The sequence below is a fragment of the Pontiella sulfatireligans genome (assembly GCF_900890705.1).
GTDB lineage: Bacteria > Verrucomicrobiota > Kiritimatiellia > Kiritimatiellales > Pontiellaceae > Pontiella > Pontiella sulfatireligans.
The window spans coordinates 2,317,871-2,340,887 of sequence record NZ_CAAHFH010000002.1 but is presented as its reverse complement, the minus strand read 5'-3'; the positions used below and the strand labels follow the sequence as shown (position 1 = coordinate 2,340,887).

At 56.5% G+C, this 23,017-nt stretch carries 19 protein-coding genes; 3 read left to right on the top strand and 16 right to left on the bottom strand.

What is annotated here, in order from left to right; all coding sequences use genetic code 11:
- Positions 1-19 precede the first annotated feature (19 nt).
- The 7 genes from SCARR_RS22495 to SCARR_RS22465 form a co-directional block, all read right to left on the bottom strand.
- Positions 20-1,783, bottom strand: coding sequence for a cytochrome c biogenesis protein (locus SCARR_RS22495; protein WP_136063891.1), 1,764 nt, complete (start codon positions 1,781-1,783; stop codon positions 20-22).
- Entirely contained in the window at positions 1,783-3,201 is a 1,419-nt protein-coding gene (locus SCARR_RS22490; protein ID WP_136063889.1) for a cytochrome c biogenesis protein ResB, read from the bottom strand. The genes SCARR_RS22495 and SCARR_RS22490 overlap by 1 nt, the downstream gene beginning before the upstream one ends.
- On the bottom strand, positions 3,198-3,800 hold the full coding sequence (locus SCARR_RS22485; RefSeq protein WP_136063887.1) for a hypothetical protein: 603 nt from the start codon (positions 3,798-3,800) through the stop codon (positions 3,198-3,200). Before SCARR_RS22485 ends, SCARR_RS22490 begins: the two co-directional genes overlap by 4 nt.
- An 85-nt stretch (positions 3,801-3,885) precedes the next feature.
- Positions 3,886-4,098, bottom strand: a complete 213-nt coding sequence (locus tag SCARR_RS22480) for a hypothetical protein (RefSeq protein ID WP_136063885.1) — start codon at positions 4,096-4,098, stop codon at positions 3,886-3,888.
- Between the two features lie 73 nt (positions 4,099-4,171).
- A complete protein-coding gene (locus SCARR_RS22475; protein ID WP_168433541.1) occupies positions 4,172-6,184 on the bottom strand; it encodes a S8 family serine peptidase in 2,013 nt (670 codons plus the stop codon).
- 2 nt (positions 6,185-6,186) lie between these two features.
- Positions 6,187-8,592, bottom strand: a complete 2,406-nt coding sequence (pheT, locus tag SCARR_RS22470) for a phenylalanine--tRNA ligase subunit beta (protein ID WP_136063881.1) — start codon at positions 8,590-8,592, stop codon at positions 6,187-6,189.
- Between the two features lie 177 nt (positions 8,593-8,769).
- Positions 8,770-10,128 (bottom strand): patatin-like phospholipase family protein, encoded by a 1,359-nt coding sequence (locus SCARR_RS22465; RefSeq protein ID WP_136063879.1) that lies wholly within the window; start codon positions 10,126-10,128, stop codon positions 8,770-8,772.
- A gap of 263 nt (positions 10,129-10,391) precedes the next feature.
- Between SCARR_RS22465 and SCARR_RS22460 the strand changes: the two genes are divergently transcribed.
- Complete coding sequence (locus SCARR_RS22460; RefSeq protein WP_222846410.1) at positions 10,392-10,889, top strand: TrmH family RNA methyltransferase; 498 nt, start codon at positions 10,392-10,394, stop codon at positions 10,887-10,889.
- 149 nt (positions 10,890-11,038) lie between these two features.
- On the opposite strand, the gene rpsD is transcribed toward SCARR_RS22460, so the two are convergent.
- The 6 genes from rpsD to parS form a co-directional block, all read right to left on the bottom strand.
- A complete protein-coding gene (gene rpsD / locus SCARR_RS22455; protein WP_136063877.1) occupies positions 11,039-11,641 on the bottom strand; it encodes a 30S ribosomal protein S4 in 603 nt (200 codons plus the stop codon).
- A gap of 242 nt (positions 11,642-11,883) precedes the next feature.
- Positions 11,884-13,206: an ankyrin repeat domain-containing protein gene (locus SCARR_RS22450; RefSeq protein ID WP_136063875.1), complete on the bottom strand. Its 1,323-nt coding sequence runs from the start codon at positions 13,204-13,206 to the stop codon at positions 11,884-11,886.
- A gap of 90 nt (positions 13,207-13,296) precedes the next feature.
- The gene (locus SCARR_RS22445) at positions 13,297-14,016 is read right to left on the bottom strand and encodes a hypothetical protein (RefSeq protein ID WP_136063873.1); all 720 of its coding nucleotides are present in this window, start codon (positions 14,014-14,016) and stop codon (positions 13,297-13,299) included.
- 34 nt (positions 14,017-14,050) lie between these two features.
- Positions 14,051-17,167 carry a PAS domain S-box protein gene (locus SCARR_RS22440; protein ID WP_136063871.1) on the bottom strand — a complete coding sequence of 1,039 codons (3,117 nt, stop codon included), beginning with the start codon at positions 17,165-17,167 and terminating at the stop codon, positions 14,051-14,053.
- Positions 17,168-17,656: 489 nt separating this feature from the next.
- Positions 17,657-18,118 (bottom strand): RES family NAD+ phosphorylase, encoded by a 462-nt coding sequence (locus SCARR_RS22435; RefSeq protein ID WP_136063869.1) that lies wholly within the window; start codon positions 18,116-18,118, stop codon positions 17,657-17,659.
- Positions 18,118-18,636, bottom strand: coding sequence for a type II RES/Xre toxin-antitoxin system antitoxin (parS, locus tag SCARR_RS22430; RefSeq protein ID WP_168433540.1), 519 nt, complete (start codon positions 18,634-18,636; stop codon positions 18,118-18,120). The genes SCARR_RS22435 and parS overlap by 1 nt, the downstream gene beginning before the upstream one ends.
- Here parS and SCARR_RS22425 point away from each other — a divergent pair.
- Positions 18,588-20,129, top strand: coding sequence for an MFS transporter (locus tag SCARR_RS22425; protein ID WP_168433539.1), 1,542 nt, complete (start codon positions 18,588-18,590; stop codon positions 20,127-20,129). The two genes, parS and SCARR_RS22425, sit on opposite strands and share 49 nt — an antisense overlap.
- 95 nt (positions 20,130-20,224) lie before the next feature.
- On the top strand, positions 20,225-20,731 hold the full coding sequence (locus SCARR_RS22420; protein WP_136063866.1) for a hypothetical protein: 507 nt from the start codon (positions 20,225-20,227) through the stop codon (positions 20,729-20,731).
- Between the two features lie 116 nt (positions 20,732-20,847).
- Here SCARR_RS22420 and SCARR_RS22415 read toward each other — a convergent pair whose 3' ends face one another.
- The 3 genes from SCARR_RS22415 to SCARR_RS22405 form a co-directional block, all read right to left on the bottom strand.
- Positions 20,848-21,321 (bottom strand): hypothetical protein, encoded by a 474-nt coding sequence (locus tag SCARR_RS22415; RefSeq protein ID WP_136063865.1) that lies wholly within the window; start codon positions 21,319-21,321, stop codon positions 20,848-20,850.
- Between the two features lie 416 nt (positions 21,322-21,737).
- A complete protein-coding gene (locus tag SCARR_RS22410; protein ID WP_136063864.1) occupies positions 21,738-22,337 on the bottom strand; it encodes a DUF4136 domain-containing protein in 600 nt (199 codons plus the stop codon).
- Positions 22,334-22,927 (bottom strand): DUF3568 family protein, encoded by a 594-nt coding sequence (locus SCARR_RS22405; RefSeq protein ID WP_136063863.1) that lies wholly within the window; start codon positions 22,925-22,927, stop codon positions 22,334-22,336. Before SCARR_RS22405 ends, SCARR_RS22410 begins: the two co-directional genes overlap by 4 nt.
- Between the last annotated feature and the right edge of the window lie 90 nt (positions 22,928-23,017).

Sequence of the window (23,017 nt, the reverse complement as noted above, 5' to 3'; positions counted from 1 at the left end):
TCCGGCAAAGACCGAACCGCTAGCCCTCTTGCCCGCTTTTCCAAACCTTGGAAGGCAGGAGGCCGGCGAAGATGACGGCGAGTTGGGTTATGACGAAAACGAGAAGCCAAAAGGTGGCGGACTGCGTGAAGCCGTAGGAGTGCAGGCCGACGCTGAGCTGGTTGACGCCGAACCACGACCAGGCGGTAACGATGTTGCCGGCAACGGCCATGACGGCGAAGCCGCGGTTGCCCACCATTTTCCCGTAGCGGGCGTGCAGCAGGATGGCATTCCAGATAACGATCAGCAGCGCGCCGTTTTCCTTGGGGTCCCATCCCCAGAAGCGACCCCACGAATCGTCGGCCCAAAGGCCGCCGAGAACGGTGCCGACAAAGCTGAGCAGCAGAGCGAAGCAGACGGTGCCGTACATCATGCGCACCATGTTTGCGTTGGTGGCCTCGTCGACCCGACGGGTCAAAAGGCCTGCAGCAATGTAGAAAACGCCGATGGTGCCGGCCACGAAGGTAGCCATGTAGCCGAGGGTGACGGTGATGACGTGCGTGGCCAGCCAGAAGCGAGTGTCGAGCACGGCGCGCATCTGCTCCATCGTATCGCCGTCGCCGGCGAGGAAATGGGCAATCAGCAGCGTAACGAAGCCGGCAATGCCGCCGACCAAGTTGCCCATGCCGTCGGCCTTGCGGTAGACCGCCTCCAGCACGATGCCGGCGAGCACGGAGGCCCAGCCGATGAAAATGGCGGAGGAGTACAGGTTGGTGACCGGCGGATAGCCAGAAAGGAAGCACCGCGCAATGATGGCGAAGGTGTGCGGGATGAAGGCGCAGATCATCAGCGCCAACGCCGCGCTGATCGGCCCGCGTTTGCGCGCCAGCCAGCCGAAGCAGCTGATCACGAAGACGAGCAGATAGAGCTGCGCCGACTTCATAAAGGCGCCAAAGCGGTTGTAGAAGGTTTCGAAGGAGAGCTTTTCGAAGACGGCCGGATTCTCGGCCTGCACCAGGGCGCCGTATTCGTAAAGCGTATCGTTGAACAGCTCAACGCGGCCTTCGCGGTAGGCGGCGAGCATCACGCCAAAATTAACGGCCATCGGGTCGGGGGCGCCCACGTGGCCCATGGTCTGCATCGCCGGATGGTTGGCCAGCAGCGCGCTCATCAGCGGCCGCCACTTGGAGCTTCCGGCGTTGGGGGGAATGACCAGCGGAATGGAATATTTTTCCAGCTGCATGTAGCGCTGCGCCGTGGGAAGCAGCTGGTCCTGCGGCATGGACGACGGATCTTCGAAGGCGGACATAAAGTTTTGGTAGAGGTAAAACTTGTTGGCCACCTTCATGACCTGCTTGTCGTAGAGGTCGCGCTCTTTATCGCTTTTGGCGTAGGCGGAGCGGGATGCGGCGTCTAACGCTCCGATTTTGGGGAGGATTTCGCGGTAGGAATAGCGGAAGCGCTTGCGCTCTTCGAGGCCGAGGCTGGAGAGCACATCCATGTTTTCGATGCGGAAGACTTGATAGTCCATCGCCTCGGGCCGCCCAGCAATATTGTCGAGCAACCATTTGGTCGCCGAAACCTTTTCGCCGTCCACGCGAACGGACTGCTTGTTCGAGAGCACGGTCAGAAAGTTGCGCGCCAGCGTATCGATCGGCTTCTTGCGCCCTTGGTATTTTACCGGAAGGTGCCCAAAGGCATTGACCTGAAACTCGTCCGCACTTTCCTTCGGCAGCTTTACGCCATTCTGGAAAAACCAAACCGCAAACAAAACGACAACCGTATTGATGATTATTTTCCGCATTAGTCATCGCTCCTCTGGTAGCGGCGCAGCGACTGCAGGAACTGCGCAGTCATACCCACAAATACAATCATGCACGCGAGATATGGAATCATCCAGCTGTCGTTTCGCACCACCTGCAGCACGGTGCCGCTGTCGTCGGGCAGATAACCGGACTGATAGAACGTCCGCCGGGCGTAGCGCAGCGGATTATTCATCCAAATGCGCAGCTCGCGGTCGATGTCGTCTCCTTCATTGACCAGCAGGATCTGGCTGGCAAAATCCTTGGGCATCTGTGTGCCTTCATATTTTTCGTGCACGAAATCGAGCAGCTTGATCGAGAAAGGGCTGCCGCTCGGCGAAGTGAGGTATTCCCGGCGAAAGCGCAGGTAGACCTCGTATTCCTTGCCGGCCAGCTTGATGCGGGTGGGCATGTCCCAGGTGCGCTGCACAAAGTTGGGATAGAACCAGAGGCTCAGAATATAGCGGCCGAGCGATGCGCCGCTGGTGCGGTCGAACAGCTCGACATCGACCGACGGGGCGTTCATTGCGCCGGTTGCGCCGCTCACCTCAGACTGTTCGGCCACATACAGGCGCGAGCCGTAGCCCTCGTATTTCGGATAGAGGCTGCGAGCCCGGTCCGGAACGGAATCCAGCGGCTGCGGCCGGTTCGAGTTCACATAATAGCGGTTGATCTTCACGTCGAACGGCAGCTGCTCCGAAGCAATGACTGCGCCTTCCTTGAGGCTGCGCTGCGGGAGCACGGTTACCGTGTCGTGGTCGGGATTGGATACCTCTGTAAAAGCAATTTCCAGTTGCTGCGAGTGGTCGATATAGTTGACCGTTTCACCCTCTTTGATGGTCATGCGGGCCTCGACGGCAAACATGGCCGTCATGAATTCGCCAACCATGAGGAACAGGATGCCCCCGTGCAGGAGCACCATGCCCGCGCGTTTGCGGTAGAGGAGAACGCAGGCTATGTAGAATACAACCGCCGCCAGACTGCCGCGCCCCAAACGCAGGAACACGCGCCAGAAGGCATCGCTTTCCGTGGCCGCCACCGAGGCGGCGCCCCAGCCGAACATGACGCCCAACGTGACGACGACGCCCAGCAAAAGCATCAGCAGCCCCGCAATACGCCGCCCGCCGTTGACTTGGACCTTGAAACTCGCCCAGTGCACGGTGATCAGGTTAATGACCAGCAGCCAGCCAATCAGATAGCCGCCCGGAAACGGAATCCGGATATTCGGGATGTCCCACATGCGCGGGAAAAAGACCGGCAGGTCGATCCAGGCAATGATGCAGCGGAAGTATTGATCCACCACCGTCCAGATGCCCTTGTCCACCTGCGCCAGCGTACCGGCGAACACCAGCACCATGCTCAGCGCCAGCAACACCACCGTCAATTTCAGTGAGAGGAAAATATCGACGATTTTCTTCAATGGTTGTGGCCTCCAAATTGGAGGGATTCAAGAAATGTCCGGAGATCGGCAGCGTTCGCCTGCAGCTCGGTCACGGAACCTTTGGCGGTGAAATACCAGAAGTTCGGCGAAAGACCCACAATGGCCGCAATGATGCCCTTTCCGCCCTCGGCATTGTAGATTTCGATATAGTTCACATCGTGGCCGCCGGCCTTGAACGTCTGAACCTCTTTGGCAATCTCTTCGGGCGCGACGGGGGGCAGTCCAACCTGCCCGCGCCAGCGGTTAACGTTGCTCGGCACGTCGCCCATGGTCAGGGAGATCAGGTAAAAGTCGATGGAGGTTCCCTCGATGGAGTAGCTGACCTTGCGCATTCCGGACCCAGCCTTCTCCGTCCACCCTTTCGGCAGTTCCGCCGTGAAGCCCGTCCCCGCCGGGGCCAGCGCCGTTTGGGCGGCGTGGGCGGCCAATACCGCCTGATTGTCCGCATCCGAGCCCATCTTTTGGGCCGAAGCTTCAGGCGCCGCTTGCTTGGGCACCAGATAACTGACCGGTTCCTCCTTCCCGCAAGAGGCGATTAAAAACATTGATCCGACAAGAAACATAGCGGCGCATTTCATAATTCATATCCCGTTGGTTTGATAAGGAATTGGAATATAGAAATGGCGGATTGCAATGTCGACTAATATTATAACGTATTACCCGCTAGTCAAACGGGGCAGCAATAACCCGATCGAAGGGCAGCACCATGGCGGAGATTTCAAACAGCATCGAATCGCCCCGTTCTTCCAAGCATTGGACAGGTGCCACAGCCGCCGATGACGGCGGCAGTGCGGTTTCCGGCGCGGGCGCCTGCTGAACACGGGATCCAAACAGGCTGAGCGCCAGATACAAACAGGCTATTGCAAGGGCATTCATAATGGTTGTCCGGCATCCACCGCCGAGCAACAATACATGAAGCTTTTATTGTGCCAAAAGTAAAGCCTCGGGCTTATTGGTCGAGCTGGACTTCGACGTGGTAGAAATGCGCGGAGCCGGCGTGTTCAACCGCATCGGTGTAGCTGTTCTGCGTGTACGGCAGATTCGTGCCGTCGGCAAACACCGAGAATGGGTAGTAAACCAGATTGCCAGAGTAGCCCACGTTGTAAACGCGCCCCGGCTTGGTCGACCAATTCAAAACAAACGGCGCATCGTTGCTCGGCGGCGCATTGAACGCGGTAACTTTGAACACCGAACCGGTATCGTTCGGCAGTGTGCCGGCGATGTATTCTCCCAAATTATCCAAACCGTCACCGTCCAAATCCGCCGTTGCCACCCCATTGGTTGGGTTGCTGAAATACAATTGCTCCCACGAATCCGGCATGCCGTCGAAATCGGAATCGCTGGAATTTCCGCTGACCAGCAGCGAATACCACTGCGTTGTTCCGGTCAAGGAACCGTCATAATCGACGGTGATCGTGTACATGCCCGACGATGGAGATGCAATATACACCTGCTCCACATTATCCACATTGTTTTCACTATTCGCTGTGGCCGGATTCCCCGGAATGTTTTTGTTTAGCTTATACGGGTAAAATGGTCCGCCCGGCCCTGCTATCTGCAAATCAAGATCGTTGATCAGATCAGGTTCGGCATCAGCATCGGCCGCACCCGCGGGATCCGTCCAGCAAAGCGTCACCCGAATTGGGTCAACCCCGTTCCACTGAAACGCATAGGTATCGCTTGGCTGTGATGCCGTGACGGTGGCTTCCGTCAGCCTAAGGGGTGCCCCTCCCGCATAATCCTTCAGCAGATCCGCCGCCGCCTTTGTATTCATCAGCCCCCAGCCGAATTTATAATCCGGACCTGCATTCCCCAAATTGTCCGCCGTATGAATGATCAGCCCCTTCAGCGTGCTCGCACGCATCGCCCCGCCGGAAAACAACTCTTTGTAATATTCCACCAGCAGCGCCGCCGACCCACAGGCATTTGGCGACGCCATACTGGTTCCGTTGCTAATAAAATAAGCGTCATCCGAGCTCGAACCAGCTGAACCAACTTCCCACCCGTTAGCTACGATATCGGGCTTGATACGGCCGTCATTTACCGGCCCCCAGCTACTGAAGTACGTCATGTCTGCATTGCCCAACGCCCTGGCTGTCCCCGAAACAGCATCCTTCACGGCACCAATCGTTATCACATTTTTTGCAACGCCGTAGGAAGAAACGGTTCCAAATCCCCCGATTACATCCTCCTGTTCGTTTCCTGCGGAAACAAAAGGCAAATAATACGGGCTGTCATACACAACGTCATCTACGGACGCTGGCCTTGACCAATATTCTCCAAACAAATAGGACTCATTGATGGTAAACCCATACGAGTGGTTGGAAAGATATAGCTTGGTTGCTTGGCCGGGAGCAGTTGAAGCCACGCCCGTCATTTCAGCGATGTCATCATCCCAATCATATGAATCAATCAAAACCGAAGGCGCCATTCCCTGCTTCCATAGTGAATAACCGGACGCTCCAATGGTTCCCGCCACATGGGTGCCATGGTTGCCGAATGCGGTGGAGGGGTCTTTCAAGCTCACGCGGGTGCCGAATTCTTGATGCGTGTTGCGCACCGAACCTTCGTCCCATACTCCCACGGTCAATCCATCGCCGTTCAGGTTGTAAGGCGTTGTATTGCGGACTTTGTCAGCTGCAGTTGAGATAGCGGCATGATAATTGAAAGTGACGTAATAGACCGGCTCCCCATTCCGGAGTTCCGTGAGCTCATAGAGTCTGCCGTTGCGCTCAAAGCGAACTGGCTTTCCCTTCGACTGCGCCCATTCTCTGGCTTTTCTCTTATTCGTCGTCGCTTGCATAGCCAGCTTCTCGACCAACGCCTTGCGCTCCAAAGAACGCTCCTCAAGCCGCGAATGCTTCTGGGCGAGCGCTGGGAAGGCGGAGAGGAGCAAAAGCAAAACAGCGGGCGCCAATGACTCGAACCCGCCTATTCCGGTTTTGCGCTGTTGAGCACCCATGCTTAGCCTTCTCTTAAAGAGGCACCGAGCTGTTTGCATAGGAAGTCGATCAGTTTTTGATGCACCTTGTTGACCTTTTTATCCGTTAGGGTCTGCCTCGCGGAGCGGTAGACAAAGGTATATGCCAAACTCTTCTTTCCTTTTTCGATGCCTTTGCCTTGGTAGACATCGAACAGGCCAAAACATTCAAGATCCTTGGGATTCGACTTTTCGATCAGCTGCACCACATCTTCGTTCTTGACGGATTCGTCGAGCACCAGAGCAATGTCGCGGCTCATCGACGGGAACTGCGCCAAATCCTGGGTCTTGGCCACTTGGAAGCTGTTTTTGAGCAGGGTTTCGAGCTTGATTTCGCCGGCCGCCACCGGCCCGGTGAGGCGCCATTCATCGCGCGCGGTCTTATTGACCAAGCCCATGCAGCCAACCGCTTCGCCGTCGACAAAAACGGAAACGGCTTTCCCGGCCTCGAATTCGGGCCGGTCCTCGGCCTTGAACGAAACCGACGTAAGCTTCTGGGAAGACAGCAGCTTTCCCACCAGCCCCTTCATCCAGACAAACATTTCCTCTTCGGAAACCGGCGCGCGCTTTTCGAGCAGCGAGCGACCCACCGGCCCCATCATGCCGAGCGATACGGTTTCGGTTTGCACCGGCGCGCCGTCCACTCGGCTGAACGAGCGGCCAAGCTCGTAGAAGCACGCTTCGTTCACTTGGCGCGAATGATTTCGGCCGAGGCTCTCGACCAGCTGCGGAATGAGCGAGGTGCGCAGGACGGACTGGTCAACGCTGATGGGGTGCGGAAGCTCTTCGCGGCTTTCGCGGTCATCCTTATTGAGCAGGTCGAGCAGCGGATGATTGACGAGCGTGTAGTTGAGGATTTCGCTGACGCCGAGTCCCTGCAGGTTGTTTCGCAGCACGGCAATCGAGCGCACGCGGGAATCATCGGCCGTGGGGATCACTTTCGCCAACGGGATCTTGGCGGGAATATTGTCGACGCCGTGGATTCGGGCAATCTCTTCGACCAGATCCACCTCACGCTCCAAGTCCAGGCGGAAGCTGGGCGCAACGGCCACGGCGGTTTCGCCATTGTCGTCTTCGATGCCGATTTCGAGAGTCCGGAAAATGCCCTTCATTTTCTCGGCCGGAATCTCCGCGCCGATCATGCCTTCGATGCGCTTCCAGCTGAATGGAATCTTAATCTGTTCCTTCGTGCCCGGATAGGCATCAACAACGCCCTGGCATAGCGAGGCTCCGGCCAGCTCACACATCAGCGACGCCGCTCGGCGGCTCGCCCACTCGACGGAGTCGGTATTGACGCCGCGCTGGAAGCGGTATGAGGCGTCGGTAATCAACCCGAGCTTTTTGGCGGTGTGGCGGATCGTAGACGTTTCAAACGCGGCCGCTTCAAGCAGAATGATTGAAGTGCCGTCCTTGATTTCGCTGTCGCCCCCGCCCATGACGCCACCGACGGCGGACGCCTTTTCGGCATCGGCAATGACGAGCATGTCTTCCGTTAATTCGCGCTCAACACCGTCGAGCGTGTGCATCTTTTCGCCGGGCTTGGCGGTGCGCACGATAATCTGCCCGCCGGCTACCGTGTCCTTGTCGAACGCGTGCAGCGGGTGGCCGGTTTCAAGCATGACATAGTTGGTGATGTCGACGATGTTGCTGATGGGCCGGATGCCGGCGCCTTCGAGGCACTTCTGCATCCATTCGGGCGACGGCCCGACTTTCGCATCCTTCAAAACGCGGGCGGTGTAGCGCGGGCATTTTCCGGCATCTTCAACAACAACGGAAATTTCGGCGTTCACGTCTTCGCCGGTTTCGGAGATTTCAAAAGCAGGAACCTTTAGCTCGGAACCATACAAAACCGCCATTTCGCGCGCCACGCCGATCATCGAAAGGCAGTCGGGGCGGTTCGGGGTGATTTCGAGTTCGATGACGGTGTCGGGCTCGCCCCAAACTTCAACAAACGGGGTTCCCGGCGCCAGGCCGGCGTCGAGCACGAGCAGCCCGGAATGGTCTTCGCCCAGGCTCAGTTCGTCCTTGGCGCAGAGCATCCCCATGGAAACCTCACCGCGGATCTTGGCCTTTTTCAGCGTAATGCCGCACGGCAGCGTCGTGCCGACCGGCGCAAAGGGATACTTGCCGCCGATTTCAACATTCGGTGCGCCGCAAACCACGCGCATGGTTTCTTCAGCGCCGTATTCAACCGTGCACATGCGAAGCTTGTCCGCGCCGGGATGCGGCTCAACATGGATTACTTCCCCCACCACCACGCCGGAAAAGTCGGAGCCGATCGTTTCGATCGCTTCCACTTCCAGGCCCGCAAAAGTCAACTTGTCCGACAAGCCCTCGATGGTGTCCTCGAAATCAACATATTCCTTCAGCCAGCTAACCAATACCTTCATAACGTTCTCCACGGCAAAAAATGAGCGTTCTATATACCGCTTGAATCAATCGACCTCAAGCGGGAAGACCCTTTTTCCAATAGGCCGAACCACAGAAAAGCCGCCCCGATGAGCGGCTTTTGGAATGTTGTTTATCCGGGCATCCTGCCGGCCGGAACGCCGTGCCCTTCCCAGTCTTTAGTCGAACTCGGCGATCAACGATCGCCAAGTTGGGTTCTGACGAAGCAGCTCCCTGCCCGCCTTGATTAAGGCGTCCACCTGTTCGTCGGTCAGGTTGAAGGAGGTTGGGATCTCATTCAAGAAGGCCTGCTCTTCCGGATCCTTCACATCATCAAACTTAACCTGAATAAAATACGGTTTTACCGGCCTTCCGGGAGTCGATAATTCTTCCACCCAACTCTTAATGCTTTCTTCCATAAGGTTGATGGTCGAAATATTATAACGGTGCATCTGTATGCCGGTCACGGACCCCATGGTCTGCTTGATGGAAGGCTGTTTTTCGCTTCGATTAATGGTCGTCTCTTTTTTCGCGCTGGCATTGACCGAAATAAAGATCATGCGGGTCGGAATCACGCGACGGGAATTGGCAGCCATGAAGGCGCTCGCACCCCCGGACATTTCAACAATGTCATGAAGCGCACGCAGGCCGAGGTTGTCGGTGATGCCGCCATCCACAAAGTGAACGAAATCATTGTCATCATCATCGAAATAGCTGCTGACGCCATGCGTGATCATTTTCAATTGCGCATTGTTCCCCAGCGTAGCCGCCGACCGAACCCGGGTCAGCCAAGCCGGAGTTTTCTTGGTTTTTTCCCCCTTGTAGTTTTCCACAACAATGGGGTCAAACAACACGGGAACACAAGAAGACGCCGCCACCGCCCGCGCCACGGGGAATGAGCCTATATCGGAATTAAACAGATCAAAGTATTCCTGAACGAAAGAGAACCGCACGCCGTTCCCTAAGTCCGAAGCATTGATCACAACCAGCGGCCCGTCCTTCGCTTTCAGGTCGGCAAAGGTGGCGCCATGAAAAATATGCTTCTGGTAATACTTCACCGCCTCCTCGGTCCGGCCCCACCTATTGAACCAGCTCAAGGGGTTCAGATACATCCGGCGGATCAAACGGCCTTCAATATTCACCCGCAGCACATCGTCCTCAAAATCCTCAAAAATCTTATCCCCATACAAGCCGTAATACGCGGAGGTGAAGCTTCCCCCGGAAACGGAGCTGATGGTGTCGACGGCATCCAACGCGCACAACGGAACCCCGTTCACCGTGCCTTTAGTGTCGCGCAACTCCAGCAAGACGCCATACGCCAACGCCGAGGCCCGGGTGCCTCCGCCGGAAAAGGCCAGCACGAAAGCCGATTCGTTGGCGCCCTCCAGATTCTTCGTCAGACTATAGTTTCCGGGAACATCGACGTCCTTAACCTTCTGCTTGTTTTCAACGAACCCATAAGCCGTGCAGCCCGTGATAATGATCGGCGCGGCCGCCATTGCGATGCATTTAACGAGATTCATCCATCTGTTTTTCATTTGATTTCCTCTTCTGGCTGCATCGTTGTTCAATTCGACTGAAGCGTTTAGAGACCCATCCCTTTTGATTGGATCGGAAGAATTTATGACTACAACGGTACTTTTTGTCAAGAGGGGCGGTTTGTTCCACCCAACGAAGCTTTCTCTAGGCTTTAATTGAACAACTCCACATTTACAAACGCCACCTGTATTGTTTATCCAGCCGCATTCGCTAGAATGCACCCCGCTTGGATCAATGAACCTGTTGCAAGGAAGGGGCCATTTTGAAATTTGAACACATACGCCACAAACCGCCGACCGAGCTCGTAGAAGAGCGCCCGCTGGTGGTGGCCTGCAGTCCGCTGCGCAGCAACGTCAACCTTTCGACCATCTTCCGGACGGCCGGCTGCTGCGGCGTCCGGGAAATCATTGCAACCGGCAACGCCAGGCTCATCGGCAAGATCGCGCGCGACGGTGCCGAGCAGGTCAATCTCATCGTCAAAAACAGCCTGCCTCCCGTTTTAAAGAAACTGAAGCAAGAGGGATATACACTCGTCGGTCTGGAACAAACCACCAACTCCACCCCGCTGGCCGACTACGCCTTCCCGAAAAAGACAGCGCTTGTGATTGGCTCAGAACGCGAAGGCCTTTCCGATGAATGCCTGATTCAGCTGGATGCCGTGGTGGAAATCGGAGTCTGGGGCATGCCCTATTCCTACAATGTAGCCACGGCCACCTCGATGGCTCTCTACGAATACTGCCGGCAATATCCAACGGGCTAAACCCCCGTTCGCAAGTTCGCTTAAAGCACAAAAACCACAAAGCTGCTCCTTCGTGTTCTTTGAGCCTTTGTGTTTGAAATATGTTTTGTCGATGCACAAAAAAAACCGCCCTCGAAAGAGAGCGGTTTTTGAATCATCGGGAAATCCGATTAGCGTGCGTAAAACTCGACGACGCTTGAGATTTCGCAGATCACCGGAACTTCCTCAGCGGTAGGAAGGCGGCTGAGCTCTGCAGTCAGCTCCTTGTCGTTCGCCGTAATGTACTCGGGGGTCTTAGCAACCTGCTGAGCCAATACGAACGCGTCCAGATCCTTGGACTTTTCGCGGACAGTGATCTTGTCGCCGATGCTTACGGAATAAGAAGGAATGTTCACCTTCTTGCCGTTCACGCGGAAATGGGCGTGGGAAACCATCTGGCGGGCCTGGTAGATCGAGCGGGCCATGCCGGCGCGCAGCACCAGTACGTCCAAACGGCTTTCGAGCATCTGCAGCATCACGTCACCGGTGTTGCCCGGCTTGCGGGCGGCCTTCGTGAAGACGCCACGAAGCTGCTTTTCGCTCATGTTGTACTGATAGCGCAGGCGCTGCTTTTCCGTCAGCTGACGGCCGTAGTCCGACTGCTTGCCGCGGCGGCGTCCCGGTCCGTGCTGTCCCGGAGGATTCGGGCGGCGTTCCAGAAACTTTTCAGATTTCGGGGAGAGGGCAACGCCCAAACGGCGTGCTTTCTTGATTTTTGGTCCAGTATATTTCATTTCTATTCCTTTCTGATTCCCGTGTGCATCCCTGCAAATTAAGCCGGCTGTACCGGCCGCCCGTTTGGATTGTTTCGAATCCGGGCGCTCGCCCCGCACCACGCGGTATTTGTTTCTTTGGCGATGATCCTTCGGTCAGGATTCCGTTTTACGGGAAAACAAGCGGGCATTTATATAGAATCGCTCCGGCGAGTCAACCCCGTTTGCCTGCAAATGTTTACGCCCGGAAGCCCCCGGAAACCCTATTTCAAAGATAACCGCAGCTCTTCGGTCTGCGCCATTTTTCTGGCCGTAAGCCCCGCATCGTTGGTAATATCAGGATCTGCCCCGCCCTTCGTCAGCGCGGCGATGCTGCCATACTTGTGCCCCGCAATCGCCATGTGCAAATAGGTCTCCCCCAAGTTGCCGCGCTTGTTGACATCCGCCCCCTGGCCCAGCAGGAAATCAACCATGACTTTGTCATCATTATAAACGGCGCAGCCAAGAGGGGTCACGGAACGCTGGTTTGCGATGTCCACGTCCACCCCGGATTTCAACAAGACAGCAGCCACCAGAAGCGATCCGTTCATCGCCGCCTCATGCAATGGAGTCCAGCCTTGCATGGATACACGGGTCGCGTCAGCGCCGGCAGCGATCAAGGCCTGCGCCGCGGCGAGGTTATCGGCCTTCGCCGCATGATGGAGCGCCGTTTCCCCGGCTCGATCGGCAAAGTCGGGGTTTGCTCCATGAACAAGAAGCAAATCCACCACTTCCAATCCGCTTTTCACCGCCATCGATAAGGAGTCATTCCCCTCCCCGTCATGCCTATTAGCATAGGCCCCGTATTCCAGCAGCAACCTGACGACGGCTTTGCTTTGCCGGCCTATTGCAAGGTGGAGGGGCGCTTCCCCCGTTTCGTCAACGTGGTTCACTTTCGCCCCCTTTTGAAGCAGGAGCCCGGTCACATCGGGTGCCTCAATGGCATAAGCCAGCGCTGTTCGCCCATTGCGATCAGTCGCGTTCACGTCGCGGCCCAGCCGAACAAGCCCTGCAACCAGATCCATGCGCCCCGCCTCCGCCGCCGCCATCAGCAACGTCATCCCCCTTCCGTTTCGCCAGCGGACCGAAGCGGCATCCGCCCTCAGTAAAGCCTCCATCTGGCTAAACGAACCGCTCTCAACAAAATCGAATGGAGAAGGCGCTCGCTGCGACAGAAAAACCGCGGTGCCAAGAGCGGCCATCGCCAACCCAATTGCGACGGGAAACACCCCGGGAACTCCATACCCAAGAGCGGAGTGATCCGAAGAAGGACAGCCATCCCTGTGCGTCATCGCTCTGCCGTTGCCCCACCGCTCACGGTTGATGCCCAGCCATCGAAAACCAAACAGATACAGGAGGAACAGACCGCTCCAGCCCAGGCCGACGAGCAGCAGCGCGATTTTCGCAAGGACCATCCCGCCGGGAACACCGTCGGCCTCGTTCATGTCTTGCGCAAAATATCCATAAACCAGCAACAAAAATAGTTCCAGCAGCCCGAGCAATACCAACCCAGCCGGCACCCGGCTCTTAAATAATAAATAGTTCATTCCAACCTTTTGTTTTTTCCTTTTATTGCGCGGCCCTCAAATGCTGAGAATCAAGTCTGCCGAAATCCCGCCTGCGAAATGAAGCGCCGCTTAAATAGCGAGAATCTGATTTTCATCGCAAGCCTGCCCGCAAATGTAGGGCTCCGTATGAAACTCATTGACCTCCCGAAGCTTTTGCAGCACGGCACTTATTGCCTCCACCTCCCGGATGCCGGCGTCGATTTCATCCATCTCCTCATTCGTTTGCGCCCTTTCTTTCATTAGAAAAAGCAACATCCCAAGGTTGGTGGCCGGCTGCCCAAGATGATGGCAGGCCGCGCCAAGACTTTGAACCATAACCCGGTGACGCTCGGCCTGCAGCAGCGTCTGATGCCGCTGCTCAAGCGCTTTGCGCAGCCCCGCTTCAACGGACAAGCGCTCCTCGACAAATTTGATTCGATTTTCCATCTCACGAACAATAACGTTAAAACCCTGCTCGATGTATTTGAGGTCATCGCTTTTCCCCGCTTGATCCAAAGAGATCTTTTCCGGCAACACTCCAGTAGCAACCTCCATAACATAGCGACGCAGCTTAATGATGCTTTCCGGATATTTCCGGAGAATCCGGTAGCCGGCAACGGCGGCCATAAGCGTGCAGAACAAAACAATGAGCTCCGCATAAAACGCCAACCCCTCGGCCTGGCGGCTCCGTATCGAGCCGACGTAAAACGAAGAAAGCGCAGGAACAACCGCCATCAGCATGATCGCAATCTTGGCCTGGCGGCGTGCGTTGTGCGCACTCAAGGGCGCAGCAAAGGGTCTTTTTTTCACCGGTCCTCTCTCTCCGCGCAAGGTCGTTCGGCTTCTAAACACCGGAAGCCAAGCCCTTGACGTGTTCTTGCAACACATTCCTGATCGCATTGATCTTGATCGGCTTGGGCACATACGCGTCCATTCCGGCGGCCAAATATTTTTCGCGGTCCCCAGGCATGGCATAGGCCGTCACCGCGCAAATCACCGAGCGGGGCATCTTTCTTTCGTGCTCTCTTCGGCGGATGCTCTGAGTCGCGTCGAGACCGCTCATGACCGGCATTTCAATATCCATGAAAATCATGTCGTAAGAGCCGCGTTCAGCCGCGTCCACGGCCTCCACCCCGTTGCTCGAAATCGTGGTGAGGCATCCAAGCCGCCGCAGCATTTTATCCAGCACCAGTTGGTTCAGCCGATCGTCTTCGACGATCAAAACGCGCGGCAGGCCCTCCCCTTTCGGATGATGCGCCGGCGGCACCGAGACCGGCAGGCGCACAGCAAAAAGGGTTCCCTTCTGCACCTGGCTCCTAACCTGCAGCTCGCCGCCCATCATACGAACCAGCTTTTGCACCTTGACCAACCCCAACCCGCACCCCCTGAATCGGCGGGTGGACGATCCATCGGCCTGCACAAATGGACCGAAAACATCGGCCTGCTTGTCCTCTGGAATGCCGATCCCAGAATCCCGCACACACAGCGTTAGAATCCCGCTTTCCGCCGAAGTCGGCCGATAGAACGTCCTAATGCTGACAAACCCGCTGAGCGTAAACTTTATCGCATTTTCGATGAGGCTGGTCAGAACCTGGCGGATGCACCCCTCATCGGACAAGATGCGGTCCGGCAAGCCGCTCGCATGGATGCAAGTCAACCGGAGGTGCTTGCTCTTCGCCTCCCGACAGGAGGAGCCCATGAGGCCATCGATCACCTGCCGTAAATCCATCTCCCTGCAGGATGCCTTTGCTTTTCCGCAGACCAGTTGGGCGGTATCCAGCAGGTGGACGATCAGCTTCATCATGTCGTCGCTGCTCTTGAGGATCGTATCGGCCATCTCGCTCAGCTCCGGATCCTGCAGCTCCAACTGAAGCATTTGCGCCATGCCGATAATCGAGTTCATCGGAGTACGCAGCTCGTGGCTAACGTTGGACAAAAACTCGGCCTTGGCCAACGTGACGCTTTCCGCCAGCCTCTTGGCCTGCCGCATTTGCAGCTCCGCCTCCTTAAGCTTCGTAATGTTTAGGTGCGTTCCGACCAGGCGCTCCGCATTGTCGAAGGCGTCGCGTTCCACGATTCTTCCACGGCTAAGAACCCATATCCAACCGCCATCCTTGTGGCGCATTCGAAACTCGGACTCGTAAGCCTCGGCAGACGATGTCCCGCGCACATACTGGGTGAGCCGTTCCAGAACCGAATAATAATCATCAGGATGGATCAGCCGTCTCCAGGTCTCCGGGCTGGACTCCAGCTCGTCAGAGCCATAACCCAGCATGGAGCAATACTGCCCATTGAACTGCACCTCGCCGGAAGGAATGCGCCACCACCAAAAGCCGAGATCGGCACCGCGCAAGGCCTGCTCAAACTCGGAGTGCGAAGCCTGCAAGCGGACATCCTGCTGACAACGCACCATGGTCAGCCAGATCAGGTCGGATGCGGTGCGCAGCATTTGCCTGTCGTTTCGATGCCATGAGCGCGGGGAGCGCAAGTTGCCCAGCACAACAAAACCGGCCAGACTGCCTTGTTCGGCAATCGGCGCAGCCAGCAGAGCCCTAATGCCTTGCGCCTGAAGCACACGTTGCTCGGCCTCCGCTTCCGGCGGCATCTCGAGCACATCGTGGATCACGATTGTCCGGCGGTTCCGCAGTTCTTCCATCCACCACAAAAACTCCGACACGAGAACTTCCTGATAGCGGCTCGCAATAGAAGCCTGTCCCGCCGAGCACCACTCATGCGTGATGCTGACACATCGACGGTCTTTGTCCAACTGAAAGAGAAAAACCTGATCAACCCCGGCCGTCTGTCCGATCTTCAAGAGGGTGTGGTCGAGAATCTCGTCCAGATCTCCCGGGGTCGCCCTCAACGACTTGGCGGACAAATTGCGCAATACGCGGTCGTACTGCAATTTGCGCGCGACAATTTCGCAATCGGCTTTCACAATGCCAACATTCCGCATAATGCCCACGATCAAATCCGCCCCGCCCCACGATACAGGCGAAGTGGCGATCTCGGCATCAATCACCTCCCCATTCCGGCGCTGCACGCTCAAGGTGAAATTGCCGTAGCCTCCCTTTTCCGCTTCCCGCAAAATGCTGAGGGCTCCCGCTTTTGCATTATCCGGACAAAGAGACATGAGCGGCAGTCCAATCACATCGGCACGGGTGCAGCCGAGCTCCCGCTCGAGCGACGGATTAACATCCTCAATGGTTCCGTCCGGCCGCATCACCATCAGCATATCGGGTATGGCGGCATAAATTGCCTCAACTTTCCCCAGCAACGCCTCCTGCATGGTGGAGGCCAGCCGCTCGGCAGTAATATCGCGACCGACCGAATGGAACTCAACCACGCCTCCCTCATCGCCCAACACCGGCACAATGGTCCAATTCGTATCGAACCTTTCCCCTTGGGCATTTATAAGGCTGAATGCATGCCGAAACGGTTTACCACTCACTCTTGCGCTTACAATCTGTTCCTGCACGGCACTCCGCTCCTCTTCCGGAACAAAGCTCAGCCACTGCGCATCGATCAAATCGTGCGTGGGTCCTTTGAATTTTTCGCATAGCGCTTTATTGACATAGGTTAGAGTGGTGTCGGGTCGCCAGCGGCACACCGCATCCTCTTGGGTTTCGATCATGAGCCGGTAGTATTCCGATTCCTGCCGGACTTTGCGGTATTCCTGAGAACGGATCACCTCCAGCGCGTGATCGGCAGATTGATTAAGCTTCCTAAGCTGTCCATCCGCATCGGGGGTGCCCATATTCCGGGTTTTTTCGATAAACTCAACCAGGCCGCTCCGGTTCCCAGCATAAATCATATCCACCAAAATCAACAGCTTCTGCGTACTGCTCGGCATAAAAACGCTGCCGTTTCGCCACTTTTGGATCGTCGCCACCGAACAACTGCACAGCTCAGCGGCCAGACCGTTGCTGATTGTGTATTTCGCCTGAAATTCATGCAACATATTTGTTTCCCCCAGCGGGTTGATGCTCCAACCCCGCTTTGCTTTCCCCGCTATCCTTACGTTGCCAGAAACCGAAGGCACTTCCCCGCGGCAATCGCCTGATTACTGCAAGTAATTATGCCCTGTAGTAATTACAGGTAATAATTACAGGTAATAATTACAGGCTTAATATATTTATTTGCCTCTGGCGTGTCTACCGCAAAAATTATTTTTTAGTATTTTTTACTATTAAAGTCACTTTCACCATCTGGCCCGCGCAGCCGCTCCAATGAAATAATCAATAGGGACGAGAGCCGCCAAACAGGCAATGGCCAAGACGTCGCCGGAACAGCGGCAAGGCGAAAAGCGCCCATCGCCAAACGGCATACAGAGGCAAAGAAATCGCCTGATTGCGAATGGTTTGGAGGATTGCTGGATGATTAGACGGTGCGCAGGGAAAACCCCTGCCGGCCTCGGATTTCAACAATCCATCAATCCAACAAATAAAGCCTATCTCATCAAACGCGGATCGAACTCGAAGGGCTCCGGTGCTCCGACCTGCAGTTTTCCAAAGTTCGGATGGCGCGGATTGATCAGATAATTGCTTTCGCCGGGGATCAGTACGCTGGGCACTTCCAGAACAACCGAAAGATTGTCCGCCACCCATGCATCGCCCAAGCCTTGCGTGGAAGCGCCGGGAGGCGTCTTGCGCCAGTCGTCGGGCAATGATTTCAGATCGAGAAGCTTCGCAAGCCGGGGATCGAAGCGAACAGGAATGCACAAATATTCATCCATCAAACTGTCGTCGATTATGTGCACCAGTATTTCCAAGGCCGCCAACGCCTTTGATTCGGCGGCATACACCACTGGTCTTCCGATGGAGTTCCACCGGCCGCCGAAGAGCCGCGCGCCCTCCCCCGAAAAAGCGTCGGCCACGCGACGCGGCTTGACGATGCGCCAAGCCGTTTGCATCAGGAGAAAACTCCGTACTCAATCCGGCCCAACAGATTGAACACCTCTTGGCTGCCCAGCTCGGTATCTGCAAAATCAAGCGGGGGCCTTCCGTCAAAATAGGAGCGGGGCGCCTTGAGCCAGCGCAGCGCTCGTTCCTTATTCCCCAACACCTCGATGGCCCGGGCCAGCAGCCGTGCAATGCGCGCCATTCGTTCAGATTGGTCGGCGGTCAGCCGGCCGTCTTGGATCTTGCGGATCAGCGTCCGCTCAGCCACACCGGCCATTTTGGCCAGCTCTTTTCGGCTGATCTCCAGCTCCCGGCCCAGTGCGTCCACAATCCCGGAGGGCAGCCCTTCCTTCAGTTCGGCCACTTGCTCCATCACGTCGTTGGACTTGAAGACGATGACCTTGAGCTCCGGCTTTTCGTGCTCGAGAACGCTCAGAGACACCTCGTATTTCAATGTGGCTTCTTTCACGGCGACCTCTTTTGCTTCCCACACATATCCTGTTTTCTGAATCTTTGTTTCTGTTTTCACCGGACTCTCCTTCTCTTGTCATTTGGCACTATACATTATGCCATATGGCTTTCAAGCTTTTTTTCTCCTCTCTGGGAGGTTCTTACATGGACAGAATGATTTTCCTGAACGGTTGCACTGCAAATTATTCTGTCCATAATCATTCTGACCGACCACTCAGCGGCAGAGCATCCAAATCCATGAAGAGACCACTTGAACAGATCCCATTCAACCCCGCGCGCTGGCCGTTCTTCTACGGCTGGGTGATTTTGTTTTGGGGCGTGGTCGGCGTGGTTCTCAGCGTGCCGGGCCAAACCACCGGCGTATCGGCCTTCATCGAGCCGCTGATCGAGGGGCTGGGCATCAGCCGCATGCAGATTAGCGGCGCCTACATGTTCGGCACGCTCGCCAGCTCCTTCCTGCTCACGCCCGCCGGAAAATTGTTCGACCGCATCGGGGCGCGCTGGATGGGCTTCGGCTCGTGCGCTGCCTTGGGCATCGTTCTGCTGTTGCTGAGCCAAACCGGACGCTTCGCGACGCAGCTGGCCAAGCTGATGCCAGAGCACGTCGCCGTAATCGGCCTGCTTTCCCTGCTGTTCCTGTTGCTGCGCCTCAGCGGACAGGGCATTCTGACCATGGCATCGCGCAACATGGTCATGAAATGGTTCAACCACCACCGCGGACTGGCGAGCGGCATCAGCGGCGCGGCCGTCTCGTTCGGCTTTTCGTATACCCCGACCCTCTTCAGCGGGATGATCGCCGAACGGGGCTGGTCGGGAACGTGGCTTCTGCTAGGCATCTTGCTCGTCCTCGTTTTCGCACCGCTCCTGCTCCTCTTCTTTCGCGACAACCCCGAAGCCTCCGGTCTTATTCCCGACGGCAAGGCGCACAGTTCTAATGATCGGGACAAAACGGAAACCTTCCATCAATTCACCTTGGCCGAGACGCGGCGCACGCTGCCGTTCTGGGCGTTCACCCTCACCATGTCGCTGCAGGCGCTGGTGCTCACCGCCGTCACGTTCCACATCGAATCCATCTTCAACCTCGCCGGCATGAACGGCTCGAAAGGGTTCGAAATCTTTCCGCCGATCGCGTTCATCTCCATCGCCGTCACCCTGCTTGGGGGCTGGCTGAGCGACCGCACCCAGCTGCGCTGGTTCCTCGTCGCCATGCTGCTGGCCATGGCCGTCAACCTCTTCGGCCTCTCTCGCCTTGCCCCCGGCTGGCCGGTCGCCTGCCTGATCGTGGGGGGCGGAGTCGCCAACGGCCTGTTTGGAATTCTGATGAGCGTCACATGGCCGCGCTACTACGGGCGCGAACACCTCGGCGCCATTAGCGGGCTCTGCATGACTTTCATGGTGATCTTCAGCTCCATCGGCCCCGCGCTCTACAGCACCATCCTCAAACTCACCGGCAGCTACGCCATCGGCAACCTCGCCAGCCTCCTCGCCGCCCTCGCCCTCCTCGGCGTCGCCGCCCGCGCCCGAAATCCGCAGCGGGAGCAGCCAAGCTGACCCGAAAATTCGCAGATTCGATGCTGTACAGGCGTAAACATTTCATTAGTCTTTCCAGCGTCTGGGAAATTAAATTCAACACAAGGGAGCGAGATATGAAAAAGATTATGTTCTACGGATTGGCCGCAATGATTGCACTGGGCGCCGGCTGCAAAAAACGCGAAGACGGAACCACCGAAATGATGAGCGCCGAAGAGGTGCAGGAAACTGCGGTGAAGGTGGCGGAAAAAACCGAGGAAGTCACCAAAAAGGCCTCCGCCGCCGTCAGCTCGTTTACCGTGAAGACGGAAGATGTGATGAGCGACCTCAACGTATCGGTTAAGGAAATCAAAGAAAAGGTGGCCGCCTTCGACAAGAACGAGGTGCTGGCCTATGCAGAGCAGTACAAGCATGTGATTCTGGAAAAGAAGGACCAGATTGGTGCGCTGACCGAAAAGGTCAAAGGGCTTTCAATGACCGAAGTGATCGGCGAAAAAGGCAAGGCGCTTAAGGACCAGCTCTCGCAATACACCGGCCAGCTCAACGGCCTGAAAGACCGCTACGGCATCTACCTCGACAAGCTCAAAGGGCTCGGCGTGGATCTTTCGGCCTACGGCCTCTAAGCCAAATCTGAAACTTGAAACTTGAAAGGCGCATCGCAACGGTGTGCCTTTTTTTAGTTTCATAGCCCATTTCCGGGCACCGCATCACCGCCGACAGTCGGAAAGCGGCTTCGGGGTCAGGGCGTGGCCGAAAACTTCTGGGCCACCTGCTCCAACAACGCTCTGTATGGCCGGCGTCGGGTCATCAGCAGCTGCATTTCCTTATCGCCGATACCCCCCGATTCCGGCATGGCATAGGCGGAGCACTGCAAACGGAGGGTTCCGTCACCGAGATTAACGATCTGAGCCTTAATCCGCTCCGAAACCGGCCCTCCGCTCTTGATATTGCTGCCATAGGCTATCTGCATCCATTCAGGACCGTCGCGCTCGAACAGCAGTTCATCACCCACCCCTGTAGACATGTAGCCCGCTTTGTCGAAAACAGCAATTGTGGCTGCCGAGACTTCCTTCGTGCTATGCCCGCTGATCTCAACCGATGCAAAACGGGCTCCTGACGTCGTAGAAAACACCTGGCATCCGAAGGCCGACAGACATACGGCTATAATAGCAGACAGCCCTATCCAATTTTTAGCGATTGACGCACTCATCATCTTCCTTTCTCCCTGTTCATTTATTTCGGATCCGATACGACAATGTATGCCACCTGCCCGCCAGAATAAGTGCGTCTATAGTAGATGCCTTCAAACACATAATAAGTCACTCCACCGATCACCTCTTTAATCGCGCCGCCCGGCGGCTCTACCACGGTGCAGGAAGTGTACCCATCCACATACACTGAACGATAGCAATATCCGCGGTAAATAGTAGCAGGCTTCGCCCCCGAAGGTGCTCGGCACGCCGAAGCCCGAATCGTCCGTAATGATCAGCAGTACATTGGACGCCTGCTTGAGGGAACAATGCGCGGCGCCCACCACGCCTTGGATTGCCGCGCGCCGTTTTCGATCTCGCCACCAAACCTTGGCCCCGGCGCCGGCAATTGCTCGCCGCTTTGCGGAACGCCTTTGCTTTATTTCTTGATTGTGCAGGGCTGCGGATAGTGGCGAAGAAGTGCTTGAACCACGTCGTTGCTCCGTTCCTTTCTCCGCTCTTCCGGCCAGTCCATGTCGATCTCGGCCATGATCGACCCGCGCCAAAGAAGCAGTCCCGATTTGCGGTCCACCACATCGAGAATCAGTACGCCGCACTTGTAGTGCATATCCCATTTCGTCTCGAGAATGGCCGGATCGATCTTGTCCCCGTAGGCCTGGTTCAGCTCGTCGGCATCAATGTCGCCGGCGGAGGCCAATGCATAGCTTACGATTAGGTCCGGTTCGGTCTCGGTAAAAACCAGCCCTTTGCCGCTTAAGGCCTCATGCATGGACTGATGCAGCCGGCCGTTGACAACGCTTAGGGGCGAGTCAAAGTCCGGCGGCGCTTTCAGCAGGGAATAGCCCCAGCCGAACGTCCCGGAAACCGGAATATCATGCTCTTGGCTGACCAGAATGTGGAGGGAAGGATTATCAAGCCCGACGAGCGGCCCGATCTCGAAGGTCTGCGGTGTGCTGGCGCAACCAAAAAGGCTGGCAGCAAAAACCAACGAAGCCGTAACGGCGCGAAACTGATTCATGATGTCACCTCTGTCGTGGTTTTCGGGGCGACGGGAGCAGGAAGCCGCTGCAAAATCAAGCCATGGATGGTTTCCGACATTTCCAGATCGCCGGTTACACCGACGCGAATTTCTATTTCGGTGGTTTGCGGGTCGATGCTTTTCAGTTTAATAGTGATCTCCGCGCCGTCGCGGGTCTTGGCGGTCAGCTTGCCCGACAGCGCATCGTACGACCCGTCGATTTCTCCAAACCCGGCCTTTTGGCAGGCTAGATTGGCGGCTTTCCAAACGGTTTCCACATTGAAGTCGCACTGGGTCTTGTAGTCACCGTTGAAAAACATAACCGAGGCCGTCGCCTTGCCCACGTTGCCCACGCCCGTCACGACGGCATCGCCAGCCTTATACACCCCATAGCCGGCAAGCCCGACGGCGCCGATCGCGACGGCCGAGGTGATCAACAGCAGCTTGCATCCGGACAGAAAACTGGCCAAAGCCACGCACGAAACCAAAAGGGGCGCACGCTTTAATGCGGATCCTTTCCGGCCATTTTCCGGATGGCCGCATCGCAGGGTCGCGCTCTCATTCCGTTTGTTTTTATACTCGCTCAACATCTACCCCGTCCCTTTATTTTATGGTGTGGCCTTGTTTGTCTTCACTTCCTTAGCCAGCGTGCCAGTAAAAGCGAGACCCGCAGGTTTAAC

Excerpts from the sequence above, each read along its gene's own strand:
- SCARR_RS22495 (WP_136063891.1), bottom strand. The coding sequence starts at position 1,783 with ATGCGGAAAATAATCATCAATACGGTTGTCGTTTTGTTTGCGGTTTGG.
- SCARR_RS22485 (WP_136063887.1), bottom strand. The coding sequence starts at position 3,800 with ATGAAATGCGCCGCTATGTTTCTTGTCGGATCAATGTTTTTAATCGCC.
- SCARR_RS22480 (WP_136063885.1), bottom strand. The coding sequence starts at position 4,098 with ATGAATGCCCTTGCAATAGCCTGTTTGTATCTGGCGCTCAGCCTGTTT.
- SCARR_RS22475 (WP_168433541.1), bottom strand. The coding sequence starts at position 6,184 with ATGGGTGCTCAACAGCGCAAAACCGGAATAGGCGGGTTCGAGTCATTG.
- pheT (WP_136063881.1), bottom strand. The coding sequence starts at position 8,592 with ATGAAGGTATTGGTTAGCTGGCTGAAGGAATATGTTGATTTCGAGGAC.
- SCARR_RS22465 (WP_136063879.1), bottom strand. The coding sequence starts at position 10,128 with ATGAAAAACAGATGGATGAATCTCGTTAAATGCATCGCAATGGCGGCC.
- rpsD (WP_136063877.1), bottom strand. The coding sequence starts at position 11,641 with ATGAAATATACTGGACCAAAAATCAAGAAAGCACGCCGTTTGGGCGTT.
- SCARR_RS22450 (WP_136063875.1), bottom strand. The coding sequence starts at position 13,206 with ATGAACTATTTATTATTTAAGAGCCGGGTGCCGGCTGGGTTGGTATTG.
- SCARR_RS22440 (WP_136063871.1), bottom strand. The coding sequence starts at position 17,167 with ATGTTGCATGAATTTCAGGCGAAATACACAATCAGCAACGGTCTGGCC.
- SCARR_RS22435 (WP_136063869.1), bottom strand. The coding sequence starts at position 18,118 with ATGCAAACGGCTTGGCGCATCGTCAAGCCGCGTCGCGTGGCCGACGCT.
- SCARR_RS22420 (WP_136063866.1), top strand. The coding sequence starts at position 20,225 with ATGAAAAAGATTATGTTCTACGGATTGGCCGCAATGATTGCACTGGGC.
- SCARR_RS22415 (WP_136063865.1), bottom strand. The coding sequence starts at position 21,321 with ATGATGAGTGCGTCAATCGCTAAAAATTGGATAGGGCTGTCTGCTATT.
- SCARR_RS22410 (WP_136063864.1), bottom strand. The coding sequence starts at position 22,337 with ATGAATCAGTTTCGCGCCGTTACGGCTTCGTTGGTTTTTGCTGCCAGC.
- SCARR_RS22405 (WP_136063863.1), bottom strand. The coding sequence starts at position 22,927 with ATGTTGAGCGAGTATAAAAACAAACGGAATGAGAGCGCGACCCTGCGA.